General features: G+C 71.2%; 9 protein-coding genes and 1 tRNA gene. 6 read left to right on the forward strand and 4 right to left on the reverse strand.

Going from position 1 to position 22037, the window contains the following annotated elements; translation table 11 throughout:
- The first annotated feature begins 309 nt into the window (after positions 1-309).
- Positions 310-1215, forward strand: a complete 906-nt coding sequence (locus QSK31_RS08380; protein WP_285682524.1) for a hypothetical protein — start codon at positions 310-312, stop codon at positions 1213-1215.
- A gap of 8 nt (positions 1216-1223) precedes the next feature.
- On the opposite strand, the gene QSK31_RS08385 is transcribed toward QSK31_RS08380, so the two are convergent.
- The 4 genes from QSK31_RS08385 to QSK31_RS08400 all read right to left on the reverse strand — a co-directional run bounded on the left by QSK31_RS08385 (position 1224) and on the right by QSK31_RS08400 (position 3518).
- Complete coding sequence (locus QSK31_RS08385; RefSeq protein ID WP_285682526.1) at positions 1224-1400, reverse strand: DUF4236 domain-containing protein; 177 nt, start codon at positions 1398-1400, stop codon at positions 1224-1226.
- A 68-nt stretch (positions 1401-1468) separates the two neighbouring features.
- Positions 1469-1924 (reverse strand): RrF2 family transcriptional regulator, encoded by a 456-nt coding sequence (locus QSK31_RS08390; RefSeq protein ID WP_285682528.1) that lies wholly within the window; start codon positions 1922-1924, stop codon positions 1469-1471.
- Between the two features lie 77 nt (positions 1925-2001).
- On the reverse strand, positions 2002-2901 hold the full coding sequence (locus QSK31_RS08395) for a helix-turn-helix domain-containing protein (protein ID WP_285682529.1): 900 nt from the start codon (positions 2899-2901) through the stop codon (positions 2002-2004).
- A 185-nt stretch (positions 2902-3086) separates the two neighbouring features.
- Positions 3087-3518: an SsgA family sporulation/cell division regulator gene (locus QSK31_RS08400; RefSeq protein WP_014446635.1), complete on the reverse strand. Its 432-nt coding sequence runs from the start codon at positions 3516-3518 to the stop codon at positions 3087-3089.
- 275 nt (positions 3519-3793) lie between these two features.
- On the opposite strand from QSK31_RS08400, the gene QSK31_RS08405 reads away from it, so the two are divergent.
- From QSK31_RS08405 to QSK31_RS08425, 5 genes are all read left to right on the forward strand, one after another.
- A complete protein-coding gene (locus tag QSK31_RS08405; protein ID WP_285682531.1) occupies positions 3794-4201 on the forward strand; it encodes a TIGR02611 family protein in 408 nt (135 codons plus the stop codon).
- A gap of 43 nt (positions 4202-4244) precedes the next feature.
- Positions 4245-4316, forward strand: a tRNA-Val gene (locus tag QSK31_RS08410).
- A 461-nt stretch (positions 4317-4777) separates the two neighbouring features.
- Positions 4778-12307, forward strand: a complete 7530-nt coding sequence (locus QSK31_RS08415) for a SpvB/TcaC N-terminal domain-containing protein (protein ID WP_285682533.1) — start codon at positions 4778-4780, stop codon at positions 12305-12307.
- A 49-nt stretch (positions 12308-12356) separates the two neighbouring features.
- Positions 12357-21614: a Tc toxin subunit A-related protein gene (locus QSK31_RS08420; protein ID WP_285682534.1), complete on the forward strand. Its 9258-nt coding sequence runs from the start codon at positions 12357-12359 to the stop codon at positions 21612-21614.
- On the forward strand, positions 21611-21934 hold the full coding sequence (locus QSK31_RS08425) for a nucleotidyltransferase domain-containing protein (RefSeq protein ID WP_285682536.1): 324 nt from the start codon (positions 21611-21613) through the stop codon (positions 21932-21934). The genes QSK31_RS08420 and QSK31_RS08425 overlap by 4 nt, the downstream gene beginning before the upstream one ends.
- Positions 21935-22037 lie beyond the last annotated feature (103 nt).

Genomic DNA, 22037 nt, shown 5'->3' on the forward strand with positions numbered 1-22037 from the left:
CCCGACACGGTAAGTACAAGTCCTGCATCGTAACGACCGTCTGTGGCGGTCGACGGCAGGACCCACGGCTCCGGCGACGGCAGGCCACCCCGACCGGCGCTTCCTATAGGTAAGCAGAGCGGTGACCCTGCCCAGGGCTGGTCACCCGACCAGCGGTGCGTATGGGTAAGCAGAGCGGTGACCCTGCCCAGGGCTGGTCACCCGACCAGCGGTGCGTATGGGTAAGCAGAGCGGTGACCCTGCCCAGGGCTGGTCACCCGACCAGCGGTGCGTATGGGTAAGCAGAGCAAAGGGACGGTAGAAAGAGCTATGACTGTCGGCGACCTGAAGCGTGAGGTGCTGGTACGGCACCTGGAGACCTGGGCGCCGGCGGCGCTGCACAAGCGGCGCGCCACCTATGTGCACGGCGGGGCGGATGCCGACGGCGGGGCGCTGGCCGAGGCGGCGCTGCGGGTCTTCGCCGAGCAGTCCGACCTGGTGCGCGGGCGTGAGCTGACGATGGTGGCGGTCGGTGAGGATGCCGCCGGGGTCGGGCCGCGGCTCGAGGCGGTGGGGGTGGACAGCCCCGGATTCACCCTGCACGTCGTCGCTGGGCGGGTGGACGCGCGGCTGGCAGCCGTGCTGAAGGCGGTGGGTGCTGCGCGCGTACCCCTGCTGGGTTTTATCGACGCGACAAGCGCGAGTGGGCCGCCTTCGCCGGAGTCCATGGCCGCTCTTGCCGCGGGGAAGCCCGCGGAGGCTCTGCTGGTGCTGGCGGCGGGCGCGGTGGCCGACGTGGACGCCTACCGCGCGGAGCTGCGTGATCTTGGGTTTCCGCTGGTCGCGGCGGTGGAGCTGGCGACGGGGGAGGAGCCGGGCGAGCTGCTCGTCTACGCGACGGCGCTGGGGAAGAGCCTGGAGTCTTTCAAGGAGACGCTGTGGGCCGTGGACGAGTTCGCCGGGGTGCGCTATCGCGACCCCGGCGACCCGGAACGACACTTGATCGACATCTCACTCACGCCGCACCCCGGACCGCTGCGGCGCGAGCTCCTCGCCCACCTGGAGTCCGTGGGCGAGGCGACCGTCGCTGAGCTGCGGACCTTCGCGCTGACCGAGACCGTCTACCGGGCGGCCGACGCGAGCCAGGTGCTGCAGAAGCTGGTGGCGTCGGGCGCCGTCACACGGTCACCCGACGGCGGGCGGCTCGGTGGCGACGTGACCATCCGGCCGGCGTGATCAGGCGGCTAGCGTGACTTGTCCTGCTTCCAGCTCAGCGGGCCGGGCAGGTCGACGCGGTGCGCGCGGGCCTTGGAGTTCCACGACCAGCGACCGATCTTGATGCTCCAGGACGAGAAACCGTTCTGGGTGAAGTTCAGGATCAGCGGGCCGAACTTCTTGCGCTGACGAAACAGGACAGGCATCGGAACGTCCTCCTTGGACTGTATTTCGATGCTGGTGTTCTTTCCCGCCCGGCCCGGCGGGCAAACTCTCAGCGTGGCTGCCAGGCGTCCGGTCGCGTCGTCAGCTTGCGGACGTGCGCGGGCATCCGGCCGCTGAGCAGCTCGGCGAGGCTGACCTCGTCGACCACCTCGCGGACCGCCGAGCGCACCGCCACCCAGAGGTTCGGCAGGTTCTCGGCGGCGCCCGCGTACTTCGTCTCCTCCGGACGCATGCCGCGGACCCCGGCCAGCGGACCGTCCACAGCGCGCAGGATCTGGCCGATCGTGACGTCGCGAGGCGGCTGCGACAGCGTGTAACCGCCCTCGGCGCCACGCTGCGCACGGACCACCCCCGCGCGGCGCAGGTCGGCCAGCACCGCCTCGAGGAATTTCCGGGGCATGTCCTGGTCCTGGGCGATGGCCTGAGCGGACATCAATGACGGATGAGCTTTCGCCAGGCTCAGAGCGGCCCGGACGGCGTAGTCGCCACGCGCTGAAATCTGCACACATACATCATGCCGCGCTTGCTCCACCCCTGGTACGTCCACCCCTAAATCCATGGGGATATAGGGATTACACCGGGTTACTCGACGGCGACGCGCTGCTCCGGGACGTGGTTCCAGCCGTCGCGGACGCCGGCCCGGAACGTGCCGGGACTCTGCCCGACCTCCCGGTGGAAGAACCGGCCGAAGTTCGTCGGCTCCGGGAAACCCAGCGACCGGCCGACCTCGGCCACCGAGTCGTCGGTGCAGGCCAGCATGCGGCGCGCCTCCAGCGCGACCCGGTCGTCGACCACCTGCTTGGCGGTGCGGCCGGTGGTCGCGAGGCTGGCGCGGGTGAGCGTACGCACGGAGCAGCCGAGCTGGGCCGCGTAGTCCTCCACCCGCCGGCTGGCCGCATGGCCCTCCTCCAGCGTCCGGCGGAACCGGGCGAACGTGCGGGCCTCCGCGCTCGGCGGCGACTCGCCGTCCGGCCGGGTCAGCAGCGCCATCCGGAGCAGCAGCACGGCGAGCTCGTGGCGCAGCAGTGAGGCCGCCACCGGCCCGGGTGACAGCCGGTCGCAGTCGCCGGCGAGCCGGGCGAACCCGTCGCCGATCGTCTCCGCGTCGGTGCGCTGGAGGTCGCGGCTCGCCGTCGGGCCGGCGTCCTCCGTGGTGAGGCCGGGCAGCTGGTCGCCGGAGAGCAGCTGAGGCTCCCAGGAGACGAGCGCCGCGTCGAGGCCCTCCTGCCCGCCGAAGCGCACGGCCTGGCCGGGGCGGATCCACACCACGGTGCCCGGACGGCACTCGCGGGTGTCGAAGTCCACCTCGACGGTGCCCTGGCCGGCCGTGGTCAGGGCAAGCAGATGGTAGGGAAGGCGCTGTGGGGCCGGCTGCCGGACCGCCAGTTCGGTCTCCGGCAGCGTGCAGGCGCCGACGCCCGCCCAAGCAGGGGCGGGTGGCATGGCGGCGGGCTGCCGTGTGCGCTGGCCGATCGAGAACATCGAGGCGACCGTATCCGCTGGTGACAAGGGATGCACGTGGTACTTCACGAATGATCGTTCTGCTGAGCGGAAACGGTTGATAACCGTACGTCTGGGCGTTTTCTGTTTTTTGCTGGAATGCCCGATTTGAGCAAAAGGCCCGCCCGGAGCGGCAGTCTCCGGACGGGCCCTTCTTATTCGCGTGTTTATCGACCGGCGAGAAGCCGGTTCACCGCCGCATCCACATCCAGGTGGTCGGATTCCCGTCCCCGTGGCACCACCACATAGGTGCGCCGGAGGAACCGGACCAGAACACTGCGTGGCACTTCGAACAACGCGTTACCGTCCGGGGATGACAGCGCCAACGCGACGAAGTCACCCCTCGGCGTGGCCCACGGCCACACCCGGACATCGCCGATCCCGGCCGGCTCATCGAGCCCGGTGACCAGCAGTTCACGCGCGAAGGACCAGCTCACGGCTTCCCCACCGGCTGATTCCGCGTGGAACAAAACATGGACCGCATAAGGATCCGCGGGATCGTAACGGAGACTGGCGCGCACGGGCAGAGCCGTCGCGTCAGGCGCTACGAGCCGCAGCGAGGTCTCTACCTCGACGGTCGTCGGTCGAATGGTACTCATGGACGAACTCCCCCCGGCACCGCTGCGAGGTCGGTAACCCCGCGTTTCCCATACTCAGGTGATCCCTGTCATTACGCTCCGCCATACGCTGATCTCACCCAGTAGTGGGAAGGCGGTTCCGAAACCCGCTCTCGTCGGGCCGAAAGGCGCTATCTTGACCCGTTCTACCCAAGTACTCGGTTCCGCCCGGTGTCGGGTGGTCCAGCCGTTGACTTACTCCGGTAACGTCCATTCCTCCCGGGTAGTGACGGGGCTCCGGAACACTGGGGGATGAATTGACCGCGAAACCGGACGAGCAGGGCCAGTCAGTGGGAGTTCTGGACAGAATCCGCTCCACCGCCGCCGGCAGGCACGCGTTGAAGGTCGGCGTCGGCATCTTCGGCGGACTCGTCGTCGCCATCGGTATCGTGCTCATCCCGTTCCCCGGTCCCGGCTGGGCGATCGTCATCCTCGGCCTGGCGATCTGGGCGATCGAGTTCGCCTGGGCCAAGAACCTGCTCACCTTCACCAAGCGCCACGTGCAGTCGTGGACCCACTGGATCGCCCGCCAGTCATGGCCGGTCCGTTGCGTCGTCGGACTGGTCGGCATGATCTTCGTGAGCGCGGTCGTCTACTTCTCCGTACGCCTGAGCTTCGGCATCGACCTCATTCAGGTGGCGCGCGACTGGCTCGCCCGACCCTGATTCGCTCTGTCGTCCGGAGGTCCGGTACAGTCTGTTGCGTCCCGGGCGATTAGCTCAGCGGGAGAGCGCTCCGTTCACACCGGAGAGGTCACTGGTTCGATCCCAGTATCGCCCACCTTGCATTTCCGCAGGTCAGCGCATCTCATGTCGAGAGCCTGTAACGCACCAACCGTCGTATGGCCCTTACATGGGAGCAAACGGCGAGCACAAGATCATCTTTGCGAACACCCGTGCGTCGGCCCACCATGGTGCGCCGACGCGGCAGCCGCAGACGCGCAAAGCCCAGACCGTCAGCTCTTGTTGCTGGGCGGCTCGGCCTGGTGCCGGTGGCAGTAGCGGGTGACGGTGTCGTGTCGAATGTCGACGTACCGGCCGTATCCACCCCCACCGGGCCAGCCGTCACACTCGCACCTGCTGTAGCCGGAGCCGCGGCGCACCCCTTCTTCTCATCGATGGGGACGAAGTGACGCGTTAGAGGTCGGCGACTACGCCAAACGTGGGCGAGTCCCTGATCCGACACGCCGGGTAAACCCGCGGGTGATTGTGCGCGGCTGATACCGCTCGCGAGTCTGAGGTATGAGATCCGAGGGTGCGGCGCCCGCAGACGAACGTCGCGACGCCCCCGTCACGTTGCCGAAGGGCGGCGGTGCGGTCCGCGGAATCGGAGAGACCTTCGCGGCGAACCCGGTCACCGGCACCGGCACGATGACCCTGCCCATCGCGGTCAGCCCCGGCCGGTCCGGCTTCGGCCCCGCGCTCGCCCTCAGCTACGAGTCGGCCGCCGGTAACGGGCCATTCGGCTTCGGCTGGTCGCTGTCGTTGCCGTCCATCAGCCGCCGGACCGAGCGTGGCATCCCACGCTACCGGGACGACACCGAGCCGGACACCTTCCTGCTCGCCGGCGCCGAGGGACTGGTCCCGCTGCTAACCGAGACCGCTGCGGGCACTTGGGAGCGAGTGCCGGTCCCGGACCGGACCGTCGGCGCTGCCACCTATCGGCTGGCGAGCTACCGGCCACGGACCGAGGGCACACTGGCCCGGATCGAGCGCTGGACGAACATCGGGGACGCGACCGACGTCTGCTGGCGTACCCAGTCCACGGACAACGTCACGACCTGGTACGGCCGCACGGCGGAGAGCCGGATCGCCGACCCGGCCGACCCGCGCCGCGTCTTCAGCTGGCTGGTCTGCCAGAGCCACGACGACAAGGGCAACGTCATCGTCTACGGCTACCGCCCGGAGGACTCCGCCGGAATCTCGACCGGCTTGCACGAGCTTCGGCGCACTACCGACGACCGCTCGGCGCAGCGCTACCTCAAGCGCATCCGGTACGGCAACACGGCGCCGTTCCGCCCGGTTCTGAGCCCCACTGAGCCGTGGCCGGAGCCGCCCGGCGCGCACTCCGACGACGGCAGCGACGACTGGCACTTCGAGGTGGTCCTGGACTACGGCGACCACGACGCCGAGGCCCCGGCGCCGATCGGCGACACAGCCTGGCCGGTCCGCCTCGATCCGTTCTCCACCTGCCGCCCTGGCTTCGAGGTCCGCACATACCGGATCTGCCGCCGGGTCCTGATGTTTCACCACTTCCCGGCCGAGGCGGTCGGCCGCGCCTGCGTGACCCGATCGACGGACCTGACCTACACCGACGAGACGGACCCGCTCGATCCGCGCAACCCCGTCTTCACCTTCCTGCGATCGGCTACCCAGACCGGCTGGTCACGGCGGTCCGGCGGCTACGACCGGCTCACCCTGCCCCCGGTCGAGTTCGGCTACGCCGAGCCGGTCCTGCGCCAGGATGTCGCCGAGACGCAGCTGAACGACCTGCCCCGAGACGGGGTCTCACGCTGGGCCGACCTGCACGGCGAGGGTACGCCCGGCGTGCTCACCGAGCAGGCCGGCGGCTGGTTCTACCAGCGGAACCTGAGCCCGCTGCAACCCGCCGGCCAGGCCCGCCTCGCCCCGATGGAGATCATCGACACCAGGCCGGCCGCGTCGCTGCGAGACGGCGCGCAGCTCGCCGACTTGGCCGGCGACGGCCGGATCGACGTCGTCGTGGCGGCCGGGCCGGTGCGCGGGCTCTACGAGCACGACGGCGCAGAGGGCTGGCAACCGTTCCGGCCGTTCACCGCGGACCTGCTGCGCGACTTCACCGACCCGCACGTGCGGCTGATCGACCTGGACGGCGACGGGCACCCGGACCTTGTGGCCGCCGAGGACGACGCCCTGGTCTGGCATCCGTCGCTGGGGGAGAAAGGGTTCGGGCCCGGGCGCCGGATACCGCTCGCCGCGGACGACGACGACGGCCCGCCGCGCGCGGCCGTCTCCGCGGAGGAGTCGCTGCACCTGGCGGACTTGACCGGTGACGGATTGACCGACCTGGCCCGGATCCGCAACGGCGAGGTGAGCTACTGGCCGAACCTCGGCCACGGCCGGTTCGGCGCCCGGGTGGCGATGGACCACGCCCCGATCTTCGACGAGCCGGATCAATTCGACCAGCGGCGGCTGCTGCTGGCCGACATCGACGGCAGTGGCACCACCGACCTGATCTACCTGCATCGATCCGGCATCCGGGTCTACTTCAACCGGTCCGGCAACTCCTGGAGTGAGCCGCACGAGCTCTCCGTGCGCCCGCCCGCCGACCCGGCCTCGGTGGTGGCCGTCGACCTGCTCGGCAACGGCACCGCCTGCCTGGTCTGGCCGTCGCCGTTGCCGGACGCGACCGGGCGCTCGTTCCGCTATCTGAGCCTGATGGGTGATCGCAAGCCGCACCTGCTTGTCCGCAGCCGCAACAACCTGGGTGCGGAGACCGACATCGACTACACGCCGTCGACGGTGTTCTTCCTGCGGGATCGGCGCGCCGGGCGGCCGTGGCGCACCCGGCTGCCGTTCCCGGTGCACGTCGTCGAGCGGGTCGAATCGCGGGACCTGGTCAGCGGCCGCACGGCCGTCACCCGCTACGCGTACCACCACGGGCACTTCGACGGCGAAGAACGGGAGTTCTGCGGGTTCGCGATGGTGGAGACGTCGGACGCCGAGTCGTTCGGCGGACCAGCGGAGCTCACCGTGCCCCCGGTGGTGACCCGCACCTGGTACCACCCGGGGATGATCGTCGGGGCGGCCGCCGCGCTGCATCCCTTCCACGGCGAGTACTACCGCGCCGAGCGGCACCTGCCGGATCTCACTTTGCCGGAGGGCCTGACCGCTGCCGAGGAACGCGAGTGCGTGCGTGCTCTGCGCGGTGTCACGGTGCGTCAGGAGGTCTACGCCGACGACGGCACGGCCGCGGCCGTGCACCCGTACACGGTGCTGGAGAACCGCCCGGAGGTGCTGCTGCTCCAGCCGCGCGGCGACCCGCACGCCGCCGTGTTCCTGCCGGTCACCCGGGAGTCGGTCAGCGTGGCCTACGAACGTGACCCGGCGGACCCACGGGTCGCGCACACGCTGGTGCTGGAGTTCGACGAACACGGCAACGCCCGGCGGTCCTGCGCGGTCGTCTACGGGCGCCGGACCGCCGATCCGGCTCTGCCCGCCGAGGTCACCCGCGATCAGCGACGCCGCTACATCACCTACGTGGAGCAGAAGCACACACCGGACATCACGCGGCCGGACGCGTACCGGTTGCGGGTGTCCTACGAGTCGCGGACCTGTGAGATCACCGGGCTGGCGCCGGCCGGACCGCTGTTCACCGTCGGTGAGCTCGCCGACGGGATCGCAACCGCCGACGACATCTCCTACGAAGACGTCGCCGACGGGACCATCCCGCAGAGACGGCCGGTGGCACACCAACAGGTCCGGTTCCGCGACGACGCCCTCGACCCGCTCCCGCTCGGGCAATGGGACTCGCTGGGGCTCGGCTACCGGACGTACACGCTCGCCCTCACGCCCGGCGTCGTGGCCGCGCACCTGACCGGTCAGGTCAGCGCCGCGGATCTGACCGCCGCCGGATACGTCGGTGACGCCGGGGCCTGGTGGGTGCCGTCCGGAGTCAGCGTCTACCCCGCCGATCCGGCCGCGCACTTCTACGTGGCGACCGGCGGCGTCGATCCGCTGGGCCTGCGCACGACGGTCACCCTCGACGACTATCACCTGCTACCCGTGCGGGTCGAGACCGTGCAGGCGGCGTGGCAGGTCGTCACGGCCGTCAACGACTACCGGATGCTGGCTCCGGTGCTGGTCACCGACCCGAACGGCAACCGTTCGGCGGTGGCGCACGACGCCCTCGGCGTAGTGGTGGCCACTGCCGTCATGGGCAAGGAGGGCTCAGCCGACGGGGACACGCTCGCCGACCCGACCACCCGCTTCGAATATGACCTGAGCGGCTGGGCGACCGATGGCCGGCCCAGCCACGTGCGAACCCTTGCCCGCGAGCGGCACGGCCCCGGTAACGCACGCCGGCGGGAGTCCTGGACCTACTTCGACGGTGCCGGCCGGGTCGCACTGACGAAGGCCCAGGCCCGCCCGGGGCCCGCACTCGCCGTCGGGCCCGACGGCGCGGCGTCCGAGGTGGACGCCGACCCTCGGTGGGTGGGCACCGGCCGGACCGTCACCGACAACAAGGGCAACCCGGTCAAGCAGTACGAGCCGTACTTCAGCGCCACCCACGGATACGAGGACGAGGACGCGGTCCGGCAAGTCGGGGTGACGGCTGTCCTGTCGTACGACCCGCTCGGCCGCAACACCGCCACCCTGCTGCCCGACGGCACCACCACCCGGGTGGAGTTCACCGCGTGGTGGCAGGCGGCGTTCGACGCCAACGACACCGTCCTGACCAGCACCTGGTACGCCGACCGGGGCAGCCCCGACCCGGCTACACCCGAACCGGCCGACGCGGACCGGCGCGCGGCCTGGCTCGCGGCCCGGCACGCGGACACCCCGACGGTGATCCACGCCGACGCGCTCGGCCGCGCGGTCTACGCGGTCACCGACCACGGCGGCGGGCGCCGGTCGACCGCCCGCTCCGAGATGGACCTCACCGGGCGCCTCGCGGCCACGTTCGACCACGCCGGCCGGCGGGTCGCCGAGGGCTTCACCGCGATGGCCGGGCTCCCTGTCACCGGGGAGAGCGCCGAGAAGGGCCGCCGCTGGACTTTCAGTAACGTCCTCGGCGCGATGGTCCGGTCCTGGGACGAGCACGGCCGCCGGTTCCGCGCTGACTACGACGAACTGCACCGGCCGGTGTCCACGTTCGCATCCGACGGCACCGGCGGCGAGCGGCTGATCACCCACATCGTCTACGGCGACCGGGTACCCGGCGCCCGCGCGGCCAACCTGCTCGGCGCCGTTCACCGGATCTTCGACACCTCCGGCGCGGTCCGGGTGCCCGCCTACGACTTCCGGGGGCGCCCGGTCGCGCTCGAGCGGGTGCTGGCCGCCGGCCACCAGGACGCGCCGGACTGGTCCGCGCTGCCCGGCGCGCCCGACGTCGACGCCGCAGCTGCCCCGCTGCTGGTCACGGCCGAGGTCTTCAGCGCCGCGTCCGAGCTGGACGCGCTCGACCGCCCGGTCCGGGTGACGCTGCCGGACGCGACGGTCGTGGTCCCCACCTACGACGAGGGCGACGTGCTGTCCTCGCTCGCGGTCCAGGTCGGCGGCGCGGGCGCGTTCGTGGAATTCCTGCAGGCGCAGGAACGTAACGCGAAGGGCCAGCGGGAGTGGGCCCGATACGGCAACGGCCTGCTGACCCGATGCTTCCACGACCCGCGCACGTTCCGGCTGACCCGGCTGCTGACCGAACCTGCGGGCGCGGCTCCCGGAGGCCCCGCCGTGCAGGACCTGCGCTACACCTACGACCCGGTCGGCAACATCACCGAGCTGCGAGACGCGGCTCAGCGGACGTTCTTCTTCGACAACACCGTGGTGACACCCGACCGCCGGTACGAGTACGACGCCGGCTACCAGCTGATCCGGGCCACCGGCCGGGAGCTGGCCGGCCCGATCAACGACGTGCGCCGCGACCACACCGACCTCGGCGCGGTCCCGCTGCCGCACGCGAACAGCCCGGAAGCGGTACGCACCTACACCGAGGAGTACGACTACGACCTGCTGGGCAACCTGACCGAGGTCCGGCACCGGTTCAAGACCCAGCCGGGCGTCGGCGGCGGCTGGACCCGGCGCTACCGGTACACCTTCGACGACACCCCGGGCGACCGGACCAACCGGCTGACCGCGACCGGCGAGGCGCCACCGGCGTCGCCCGGCTACGGCTACGACGCCCACGGCAACATGACCAGGATGCCGCACCTGGCCGCGCTGGACTGGAACGTCCTCGACCAGCTGCGCCGGGTAGACCTCGGAGGCGGCGGCACGGCGTTCTACTCGTACGGGACCGGCGGAGCACGCACCCGCACGGTGATCGAGCGGCCGGGCAACCTCAACCTCGAGTGGATCTTCCTCGGGGCGGTCACCCTGTTCCGTCGCCGGCGGCGCGGCGCGGACGAACCGCACTTCACCCGCTGGACCGTCCAGATCGGCGACGACCTCGGCCAGATCGCTCAGGCCGACACGAAGACCCGCGACGACGACGGCGAGGAGCCGGCCAATCCGCTCGGCGTGCCGCTCATCCGGTACGTATACGCCGACGCCCTCGGCTCGGCGGCGCTGGAGACAGACGAATCCGGCACGCCGATCTCCTACGAGGAGTACCACCCCTACGGCACCACCGCATACCGCTCGGCCCGGCCCGGCACCGACCTGAGCCTGAAGCGGTACCGGTTCAGCGGCAAGCAGCGCGACGACGAGACCGGTCTGGTCTACTTCGGCGCCCGTTACTACGCGCCGTGGCTGGGCCGCTGGACCAGCACCGACCCGGCCGGCCTGGTCGCCGGGCCGAACCTCTACCGCTACTGCGCGAACAACCCGGTCATGTTCGGCGACGCCGACGGCACCCAGGAGGCGCCGCGCTCGTTCGGCCTGCCGGAGAACATCGCCCGCGTCCCGCAGGGCGCCACCCCCGAGGACATCAGCAGCCGGGCCGAACAGCTTCAGCGGCACGTCCACGGCCTCGGCTACCGATGGTGGAACGATGCGGGCGCTGAGAACGCGGCCCCGGTACACACCGCCCGGGGATGGGATTTCGGCACCTTCGACGCGGAACACATCCCGCCCGACGACCCGCTCGGCCTGCTCGGCACCCCGGGGGCCGGTGGGGCTGCGGCCACGTCCGCCGGCGCGACCGCGATGCGCAACAACGGGCCCGGCAACACCATCGCGGTGCCCGACAACATCACCGACGACAAGCTCGCCCGCCTGCAGGAGGGTTCCCGGCAGCGTCAGGTCGGACGTAACGCCGGACCGGGCAACAGCACCAGGACACGACGGGCGCTGCCCGCGCAGCGGCAGGCCCTCGCCGAGTTCCGGCAACGCAGCCCCGCGCCCGGCCCCGGCACGGCCGCCGGGCACCGCATCGACATGCAGTACGACCTGACCGGCCGCATCGGCGAACACTGGCGCGACTACATCCGGGAGAACGGCGCCACCAACAGCAACGACGGCTCGGCCGGCTACCGCCTGCTTCGCAACGAGCCGCAGGGGGTGCCGGCCGGTGGCGTCGCCCGGCAGCGCGACATGGGCCGCCTGGGCAACTCGCCCCGCTTCCGTACCGGGATGCGCTGGGGCGGCGGCGGCCTGGCGGGCCTCGGCCTCGGCCTGTCCGCCTACGGCCTCTACCGCGACGTCGTCGAGGGTGACGCCGCCATGGGCGTCGGTGACGCGTTCGGCGTCATCAGCGGCGGCGTCGAGGTGTACGCCTTCGGCGCCACCGCGTTCGGAGGCGGCGCCACGGCAGTCGGGGGCGTGACGGTCGGCGGCCTGGCCGCGGTGCCGCTCGGCATCGCGCTGGGCGGCGTCGCGCTCGGGGTCTCCTCCGCCGTGAGCGGGTACCGCGCCCACCAGCGCGGCGACACAGCCGGCGCGGTGGCCGGCGCGGTCGGCACCGTCGCCGGTGCCGCCCTCGCGGCTGGTGGCGGCATCGCGGTGGCCAGCGCGCTGGGGGTGGCGATGGCCCCGGCGCTGGTCGCCGCCGCTCCCGTCCTGATCGCGGTCGGCGCGGTCCTCGCCATCGGTGTCGGCGTCTTCCACGCCGGCCGCTACTTCGGCTGGTGGTGACCGCGATGCGCGGCGGCCGCCCGACAGCGACAGACAGAGAGGTGGCACCATGCCCACGACCTCGTTCACGGTGACCGGCACCGTCACCGACGCGTCGAACGGCCGGCTGCCCGGCGCGTCGGTGACCGCCTGGTCGCCGGGCCGGGACGGACCGGACGTGTCGCTGGGCCGGGCGGAGACCGACAACGACGGCCGCTACCGGATCGAAATCGAGGTGGACGGGCACCTCGACACGGTTGGTGTCGACGTTCATATCGACGGCCGCGACGTGGGCCGCAGCCGGCCGCACCGGGTAGGCCGCCCGGAGACCGTCATCGACGTCCAGACGGACTTCCGCCCGGAGCCTGAGCCGGACCATGAGCCGCGGGACCGGGTCGTCTTCGGTGTCGTCCGGGACGCGTTCGGCGCGCCGCTGGCCGGGGTGAGCGTGCAGGCCTTCGACCGGGACCTGCGCTCCGAGCAGTCGCTCGGCCGGGCGGAGACCGACGACGAAGGCCGGTACGCGGTCGCCTACTCGGCCGCCCAGTTCCGCCGGGCCGAGAAGGACTCCGCCGATCTGGTCCTGGCCGTGACCGACGGCGAGGGCGAGCCGCTGCTGCGCTCGACCGTGCACTACAACGCCCCCGCCCAGGCGGAGATCGACCTCGACCTCGACGGAGTGACATTCGCGGGGCCCTCGGAATGGGAGGTACAGACCGGTGCGCTGACGCCGCTGCTGGCCGGCGTGGCCCCGGCCGACCTGCGCGAGGACGAGCAGCACCAGGACGTTTCGTTCCTCAGCGGCGAGACCGGCTTCAGCCAGCTGACGATCGGCACCTGGGCGGCGTGCTGGCGGCTGGCCGAACGCACCCGGCGCGACGACACCCCGCTGCCGCCGGAGGCGCTCTTCGCCTTCCTGGCCCAGGGCGAACCGTCGATCTTCCGTGAGTCGATGCTCGACGACATCCGGCACCCGGAGCGGATCACCCTGATGGAAGACGCGTTGCTGCGCGCGCTGGCGACGCTGACACCGCAGCGGCAGCGAGAGATCCTCACCGCGGCGCTGACCCGCAACCTGATCCCGGCCCGGCTACGCCCGGCCGTCGACGACCTGCTCGCCACCCTGCAGCAGATCCGCCTGCGAGCGGCTGCGGACTCTGGCGTCGGCGGCGGCAAAGGCACCGTCGGGCAGCTTCTCGACGTCGTCGGAGTACCCGCGCCGCAACGCGACGCGGTGCTCGCCGTGATGGCCGAGCACCGGGGCTCGCTGGCCGGACTCTGGGCCAAGCTGGCTACCGACCCGCAGGTCCCGGAGGCAACGGTCACGCAGGTACGCGGCGTGGTCGAGCTCGGCGCACTGACCCGCAACCACGTGCCGCTGGTCGGACTGCTGGCACCCCGGATCACCGGCGGCGAGCTGTCCCGGCGTGACCTGGCCCGCTACTCGGCCGACGACTGGCTCGGCGTCTTCGCCACGCCCGGCCCCGACGGGCAGCCGGTCGGGGTGCCGGACAACATCGACGGGGACACGCCCGAGCAGAGACAGGCGACCTTCGCCTCGATCCTCGGCCAGCAGTTCGAGCGGGCCTACCCGACGGCGGTACTGGCCGCGAAGATCAACCGCAGCGAGGCTCGGGCGCCGCAGCTGACCGCCCGGGTGGCCCGCTTCCTCGACACGCATCCGGACCTGCACCTGGACCGGGTCCGGATCGACCAGTACCTCGCCGGGCGCCGCGCCGCGAACGAGGCCACCGGCGACGACACCGACACCGACGACGCGCTGCTCACCGAGTTGTCCACCGTGCAGCGGGTGTTCAAGCTGAGCCCCACCTTCACCGGCGTGGACGCCATGCTCACCAAGGGGATCGAGTCGGCCCAGCAGGTCTACTTCATGGGCCAGGCGCAGTTCGCCGAGACAGTCGCCGACACGCCGGTGACCCGGATCGAGGCGCGCAGCATCTACCGCCGCGCCGAGAACGTCTACGCCCTCGCGCTGACCACGTTCGCCGACTTCAGCCTCGCGGTGAACCGGCTCAACCCGGCCGCCGTCCCGGACCTGGCGCCGGACGCCGAGACCCGCCCGGTGATCGACGCACTGCCCAATCTGCGCAGCCTGTTCGGCTCGCTGGACTACTGCGAGTGCAAGGGCTGCCGATCGGTGTACAGCCCGGCCGCGCACTTCGTCGATGTGCTGCGCTTCCTCGGCGACCGTGGCAGTCAGGGCACCGCCGTCAACGCCGGGAAGACCGTCCAGCAGGTGCTCCTGCAGCGCCGCCCCGACCTCGGCGACATCGAGCTGAGCTGCGAGAACACGAACACCCCGCTGCCGTACATCGACCTGGTCAACGAAATCCTCGAGGACGTCGTGGCTCCGCCGGACGGTCCGGCGCTGCCCGCCGGCCTGGAGGCGGGGCTGGCCCCCGGGCCGATCAGCCCCGAGGTGCTGGCCGCGCTGCGAGACGCCGGGGTGACGGCCGGCGACGACGCGCGGGTCGCCGGCCCGGACATCCGCGGACAGTGGACGGTCCGGGACGCGAGCCGCTCCTACCGGATCTTCCGGCACGACGGCGGGCTGAGCCTGCTCGCGACCCGGCAGACCACCGGCACCGCCGCCGAGCTGCGGGCGAGCCCCGAGCACCGCAATCCGGCGGCCTACGCGAAGCTCGCCGGCGAGGTGTTCCCGCTGCGCCTCCCGTTCGACCTGGCCGCCGAGCAGACCCGCGGCTACCTCGACCAGCTCGGGGTGCCGTACCCCCGGCTGCTGGAGCTCTTCGGCCCGGAGTCCGGCATCCGGGTGGACTGCGCGGTACTCGGCGTCGACGAAGGACCGCACGGCGTGGTCACCGCTACGACGCCTGGCCGCGACCCCTGGGACTTCTGGGGCCTGGACGAGCAGGACAACGCGGTGCCCCATCCGGACGCGCCCGGCGATCCGGCGATGACCGTTACCGGCACCTGGCTGGAGGTACTCGCCCAGGTGCCGGTGCTGCTGCACCGGGCCGGGCTGTCCTACCGAGAACTGCTGGAGGTGCTCGACTGCCGGTACCCCGATCCGGCGGCCACGGCCGCGATCGTGGAGTCCGGCGACTGCGACGTCACGTCGTACACGGTCACCGGACTCGACGAGGGCGTGGCCGGGCGCCTGCACCGGTTCGTGCGGCTCCAGCGGCGGCTCGGCCTCACGGCCCGCCAGCTTGACGTCTACCTCGCGGGCAGGGCCCTCGACGACACCGCGCTGTCCGGGCTCGCCGGGCTCCACCGGCTGAAGGATCGCACCGGGGCGGACTGGCCGGTGCTGGTCGCGATGTTCGACGGCTTCGACGACCACGAGTACCCCGACCACACCGGCGACGGACCAGCCCGGACCCTTTACCAGCAGCTCTTCCGCAACCGCCTGACGGTCGCCGCAGGCACCCTCCCGGACCGGGCAGCCGACGTGTCCGGGACGGTCGCGGACCACGTACCGGGGCTGCTCGCGGGCCTGCGGCTGAGCGACGCCGACCTGGACGTGGTGCTCGCCGGCCTGGGCCGGACCCGGGCCGGGGCGCTGGACGCAACGCTGCTCGGCCGCCTGCACGGCACCGCCGAGCTGGCCCGCGGGCTGGGGCTGCGGGTGCGGGAATACGACATCCTGCGGCGGGTACACGGCGGCGACCCGCTCGCCGGGCCGGCCGAGGCGCTGCGCTTCGCCGAGCTGGCAGACGCGGCGACCGCGTCCGGGTTCACCGTCCCGGAGCTGGGCCACCTGCTCATCCGGCACGTCACCGCCAACTCGGGTGTCGCGCTGCAGGACCGCGACGTCGCCGCGTTCCTGACCGGGCTGCGGCAAGGGCTGGCCGAGATCGCCGGGCGGCTACGGCAGCAGGCCGACGAGACCGACGCGGCGTACGTCACCGCGCGGCTCGGCACGGTACCCGCGCTGGCCGCCGACGCCGACCTGGTCGCCGCGCTCGCGATCGTGGACGGCGGCTGGACCGGGCCGGCCGCCGAGCGCACCGCCCTGATCGACCGGTACTTCGCCGGGGTTCTTCCCGACCCGGCCGAGGCACACACGAAGCTGGCCGCCCTCCCGGCCGGTGAGACGCCCGCCGAGCGGCAGGTCCGCGTCGACGCCCGGTTCGCCTACGTCGCTCCCCACCTGCAACGGCACCTGCTGCGCCGAAGCAAGGACCTGCACGTCGTCCAGCAGGCCGCCGCCTTCCTGGACCTGGCCGAACCGTCCGCCGACCTGCTGCTGCAACGCACCGGCCTGCGTACCGTCCTGAACGACCCGAGCCTGCTCGACCCGGCCGCCGGCGTCGACGAAGCGGCGTTGCCCGCCGTCTACCCCGCCCTGCGGCACCTGCACCGCATCGCACTGCTGATTCGCCGCTTCGCGATGACGCCCGCCGAGGTCGCCTGGTGGCTCACGCCCGGCAACGCCGAGGGCCTCGGCTGGATCCGCCCGGCCGAGCTCGGCACGGCCACTCCGGTTCCGGCGGACCGCTGGCTCGCCATGCGGTGGTTCTTCGCCTGGAAAGCCGCCCTGCCCGCCTCCGACCGGACCGCGTTCGACGTCGCCGACGAGGTCCTCGACGTGGCCGCGCCCAGCGCCGGCAGCATCACCGCGCTGGCCCGCCTGACCGGCTGGGACGAAGCCGGGATCGGCGCGCTGGCCCGGGCGTTCGGCTGGCTCGGCCCGGCCGGCTCCGGCGTCGACCAGGTCAAGCAACGCCTCGCGTCGATGCCTTCGCTGCGCCGGCTGGCCCGCTGCTTCGAGGTGCTGGCGAGGCTCGGGGTGACCGCGGAGCGTGCCGCGGCCTGGGCGGGCACCGCACCGGACGCCACGGTCGCCGACGAGGTCACCCAGGCGCTGAAGGCCCGCTACGACCTGCCGCAGTGGCTGGAGGCGAACCGCCCGGTGCAGGACGCGCTGCGCGAGGCGCGCCGGGACGTGCTGGTCGACTGGCTGGTAGCGCACCCCGACAAGGACCGCGGCCACGGCTGGACCGACGCCGACGGCCTGTACAGCCACTTCCTGATCGACGTCGCGATGAGCGCCTGCGCCCTGACCTCCCGTCTCAAGCAGGCCACCGCATCCGTCCAGCTCTTCGTCCAGCGGGTACTGCTCGACCTGGAGAACGACGTCCTGGCCAGCACCGTCGCCGATCCGAAGTGGAAGCAGTGGCAGTGGATGCGCCGCTACCGGGTCTGGGAGGCCAACCGCAAGGTCTTCCTCTACCCGGAGAACTGGATCGAGCCGGAGCTGCGCGACGAGAAATCGCCGTTCTTCCTCGACCTGGAGCACGAGCTGCAGCAGAACGACGTGACCGCCCGCACGGTGGAGGACGCATACCGGACCTACCTCGGCAAACTCGACCGGGTCGCGAACCTGGAGATCCGCGCGATGTTCGAAGAGCGGATCGGCGAAGAGACCATCCTGCACGTCGTCGGCCGCACCCGGGGCAGCAAGGGCGCCGAGTACTTCTACCGGACCCGGGTCAACCGGGCCCGGTGGACCGCGTGGCAGCCGGTAAAGCTGGAGATCAACGCCGACCATCTCACGATCGGCATGCACGACCGTCGCCTCTACCTGCTCTGGCCACAGCTGCTGGAGAAGGCCGCCGACCCGAACCTGCTGCGCACCCCCGCCGAGAACTCCACCTTCACCGTGGAACCACCCCGCAAGTACTGGGAGGTGCGGCTCTTCTCCAGCGAGCTCAAGGACGGCGGCTGGACACCCAAGGTGCTGTCCGACAGCGCGGTCCGGGTATGGCACTCCCAAGCCGGCGGTGACCTGCCCCAGAACCTGGGCTTCCGGGTCCGCACGCTGCCGCAGATCCGCGCCCACCTGTTCCTGTCCACGGACCCGGCCACACTCGCACCGACCGCGGTCGAGGGTTTCGAGAAGCTCGGCCAGCAGGTCGCGCCGGTCCCGCTCGACCTGGTCGAATACCTCGTATCGCCCGCGGAGAGCCGCTTCCACGGCGACCTGCTACGGCACTCGACGGCGTCGCTGTACTTCTACTACGGCTCGGTCACCGAGACCGGCAAGCCGCACCAGATCCCGGCGCACCAGAACGCGCTGGCGATCCGCGTTCTCGGCGCGGCCGCCGCCAACCGCACCTGGACCGTGCTGGACTCGCAGGCATCCGGATTCGCGCCCGCCGGGTCGTTCTTCACCTGGGACGACCGGCGCACCTACTTCGTCGACTACACCCACCACACCGAGACCACCTACACCTCCCGGGCCTGGCACACCTGGAACGTATCCACCTTCCGGTTCCAGCCGCACTACCACCCGTTCGTGCCGCTGTTCACCAAGGAGCTGAACACCTGGGGAATCCACGGACTGCTCAACCGGCGGATCCAGGTCAGCCCGGGCAGCGTGCCGGGCAGCCCGCCGCCGTTCGACTTCGCCTCCTACCGGCCGGACAGCACGGTGCCCGCCCCGCACCCGGTCGAGGAGGTCGACTTCAGCTACGCCGGGGCGTATTCCCCGTACAACTGGGAGCTCTTCTTCCACGTGCCGATGTTCATCGCGAGCAGACTGGCCGCGAACCAGCGCTTCGAGGAGGCGCTGCACTGGTTCCACTTCATCTTCGATCCGACCGGCACCGACACCGCGACGACCGACCCGGACACCCCACAGCAGAAGTTCTGGATCACGAAACCCTTCTTCGAGACGACCACCGCCGGATACCGCAAAAGCCGGATCGAGAACATCATGCTGGCCATCGCGAAGGGCGACGCCGAACTGCGGGCCCAGGTGGAGGAGTGGCGCGACCACCCATTCAATCCGCACCTGATCGCGCGGATGCGCACCGTCGCGTACCAGAAGAATGTCCTGATCAAGTACGTCCAGACCCTGATCGCCTGGGGCGACCAGCTGTTCGGGCAGGACACGATCGAATCGATCAACGAAGCCACCCAGCTGTACGTGCTGGCCGCCACCATCCTCGGGAGCCGGCCGAAGAGCGTGCCGCGCTCCACACCCGACCCGGCCCGCACTCTCTACCAGCTGCAGGCAGACGACATCGACCCGTTCGGCAACGTGCTGCGCGAGGTGGAGAACCTGCTCCCGACAGTCCCGGCCACCACCGCACCAGCCCCGGACCGGCCCGAGCTGCCCCGCCTGGAACTGCTCTACTTCGGCATCCCGAACAACGAGAAGCTACTCACCCTGTGGGATACGGTCGACGACCGGCTCTTCAAGATCCGCCACTGTATGAACCTGGCCGGCACGGTCCGGCAACTGCCGCTGTTCGAGCCGCCGATCGACCCCGCGCTGCTGGTCCGGGCCGCCGCAGCCGGGCTGGACGTCGGCTCGGTGCTCGACGACATCGGCGCACCGATGCCCGCATTCCGTTTCCGGGTCACCCTGCGACGCGCCCAGGAGGCGTGCGCCGCCGTCACCGAACTCGGCGCCGCGATGCTGGCCGCGCTGGAGAAACGCGACGCGGAGACGTTCGCCGCCCTGCGATCGCAGCACGAGATCGCCCTGCTGGACGTGCTCCGAGACGTCCGCAGCAGCCAGGTAGACGAGGCCAAGGCGGGGTGGGAGGCCGCCCAGCGGGCCCGTGACCTGGTCGAGCTGCGCCGCACTCACCACCAGAGGCTGCTCGACGAGGGTCTCAACGCGGGCGAGGCCACCGCGCTGACCCTCTCCGGGCTCTCGCTTGCGGGCGAGGCCGCCGTCGCGATCGGCTACATCCTGTCCGGCGGGCTGAAGCTGATCCCAAGCTTCGTGGCCGGCGCGGCCGGCTTCGGCGGCACCCCGACCGTCAGCGCATCGATGGGCGGCCAGCAGATCGGCGACTCCGCCGAGATGGCGGTGGCGACACTGCGATCGCTGACCACGCTCGCCGACAAGGGCGCGGCGATGGCCACCGTGCTGGCCGGCCACGCCCGCCGAGCCCAGGACTGGAAACACCAGGCGGACGCCGCCGCCACCGAACTGCCCGGCGTCGACAAGCAAATCCTGGCAGCCGAGATCCGGCACCGGATCGCCGAGCGGGACCTGCGCCACCACGACCGGCGGCGGGACACCGCAGCAGCCGAGGACGACGTCCTGCGGTCCAAGTTCACCGACGCCGAGCTCTACGACTGGATGGTCGGTCAGCTGTCCGCGGTCTACTTCCAGAGTTACCAGCTCGCCTACGACCTGGCCAAGCAGGCCGAGCGCAGCCTGAGATACGAGCTGGGCCTGACCGAATCCGGCTACGTCCGGCGCGGCCACTGGGACAACCTCCGCAAGGGCCTGCTGGCCGGGGAGCGGCTAGCCCACGACCTGCGCCGCCTGGATGCGGCCTACCACGACCTGAACCGGCGCGAGTACGAGCTGACCAAGCACGTCCCACTCTCCCAACTCGACCCGGTGGCCCTGCTCCAGCTGCAACGCAACGGCGAGTGCTTCATCACCGTCCCAGAGGCGACCTTCGACCTGGACCACCCCGGTCACTACTTCCGCCGGCTCAAGTCGGTCTCACTGTCGGTGCCGTGCGTCGCCGCCGGCCCGTACGGCACCGTGGCCGCCACCCTCACCCTGCTCGGCGACAGCCTGCGCAAGGACGCCACCCTGCGTAACGGCGAGTACCCACGCGACCCGTCCGCCACCGATACCCGCTTCCGCGACGGCACCGCCCCGGTCCAGTCGATCGCAACCAGCTCGCCCATCGACGACAGCGGCCTCTTCGAGCTGCGCTTCGACGACGAGCGCTACCTGCCGTTCGAGGGCGCCGGAGCGATCAGCGCCTGGCACCTGCGGCTCGGCGCAGCGGCACCACGGCTCGACCCCGCCGCGATCACCGACGTGGTCCTGCACCTGCGCTACACCGCCCGCGAGGGCGGCGGGCTGCTACGCCGCGAAGCCGCGAAAGACATCGGCACAACCCTGTCCGAGGCGACCCTCGCCGCCGGCCGGCACGGCCTCTACCGGGTATTCGACCTGGTCAACGAATACCGCGACGAGTTCCACCGCTTCCTGCACCCCGCACGGCCGACCGACGAGCAAGTTCTCCTGCTCGGCGACCTCTCCGGCCGGCTGCCCTGGTTCACCCACGCCTTCACCACGAAGAAGGTACGCGCGGTGGAGGTCGCCGCCCGGATGGCGGACGGCGCCACGTACGAGGTGGTGCTGGAACCGCTCGCCGCTGCGCTGAACCTCGCCCCCGACACGGCCTACCGCGGACTGCACCGGACCGCGAAGGACCTCAACGGTTCGGAGGCCCCCATCACCGGATGGACGCTCAAGTTACGCAAGGCAGGTGCCGCCGACTTCCGTTCCCTGCCTCCGGACGCGGTCACCGAACTGTTCCTGATCATCGCGTACACCGTGGAGGGCCCGTGACCGGGATCCTGTCCGAGGCCGAGATCACGCGGATCGTCGGCCGGATCGCGCGCCTGACCGACCCGGACTCTGTCCTGATCTTCGGGTCATACGCCAAGGGCCGGGCCGAGATCCGCAGCGATCTCGACCTGCTCGTAGTAATGCCGAATGGTCCACTGCGGTGGCGGCCGTGCGACCTCGAGCCACTCACCAGCGGCTCGATCATCCCGGTCGACGTGCACATCGTCACGTCCGAAGAGCTGACCGAATACGGCGCCGTGCGGCACCACTTCCTGCACTCGGTGCTGACTACTGCCCGGACCGCCTACCGGCGGACCTAGACCATCTATTCCAAGGGGTACGGGGTGAAGTCGGCAACGCGGAATATCAGCAATGCGTCACGAGGGTTTTTCGCGTTCTTGTCTCGGGCCACCAGTGCCACGC

Source organism: Actinoplanes sp. NBRC 103695 (assembly GCF_030269485.1).
GTDB lineage: Bacteria > Actinomycetota > Actinomycetes > Mycobacteriales > Micromonosporaceae > Actinoplanes.

Bases quoted from the DNA above. Each gene is read 5' to 3' on its own strand.
- QSK31_RS08380 (WP_285682524.1), top strand. From the start codon at position 310: ATGACTGTCGGCGACCTGAAGCGTGAGGTGCTGGTACGGCACCTGGAG.
- QSK31_RS08385 (WP_285682526.1), bottom strand. From the start codon at position 1,400: ATGCCTGTCCTGTTTCGTCAGCGCAAGAAGTTCGGCCCGCTGATCCTG.
- QSK31_RS08395 (WP_285682529.1), bottom strand. From the start codon at position 2,901: ATGTTCTCGATCGGCCAGCGCACACGGCAGCCCGCCGCCATGCCACCC.
- QSK31_RS08400 (WP_014446635.1), bottom strand. From the start codon at position 3,518: ATGAGTACCATTCGACCGACGACCGTCGAGGTAGAGACCTCGCTGCGG.
- QSK31_RS08415 (WP_285682533.1), top strand. From the start codon at position 4,778: ATGAGATCCGAGGGTGCGGCGCCCGCAGACGAACGTCGCGACGCCCCC.
- QSK31_RS08420 (WP_285682534.1), top strand. From the start codon at position 12,357: ATGCCCACGACCTCGTTCACGGTGACCGGCACCGTCACCGACGCGTCG.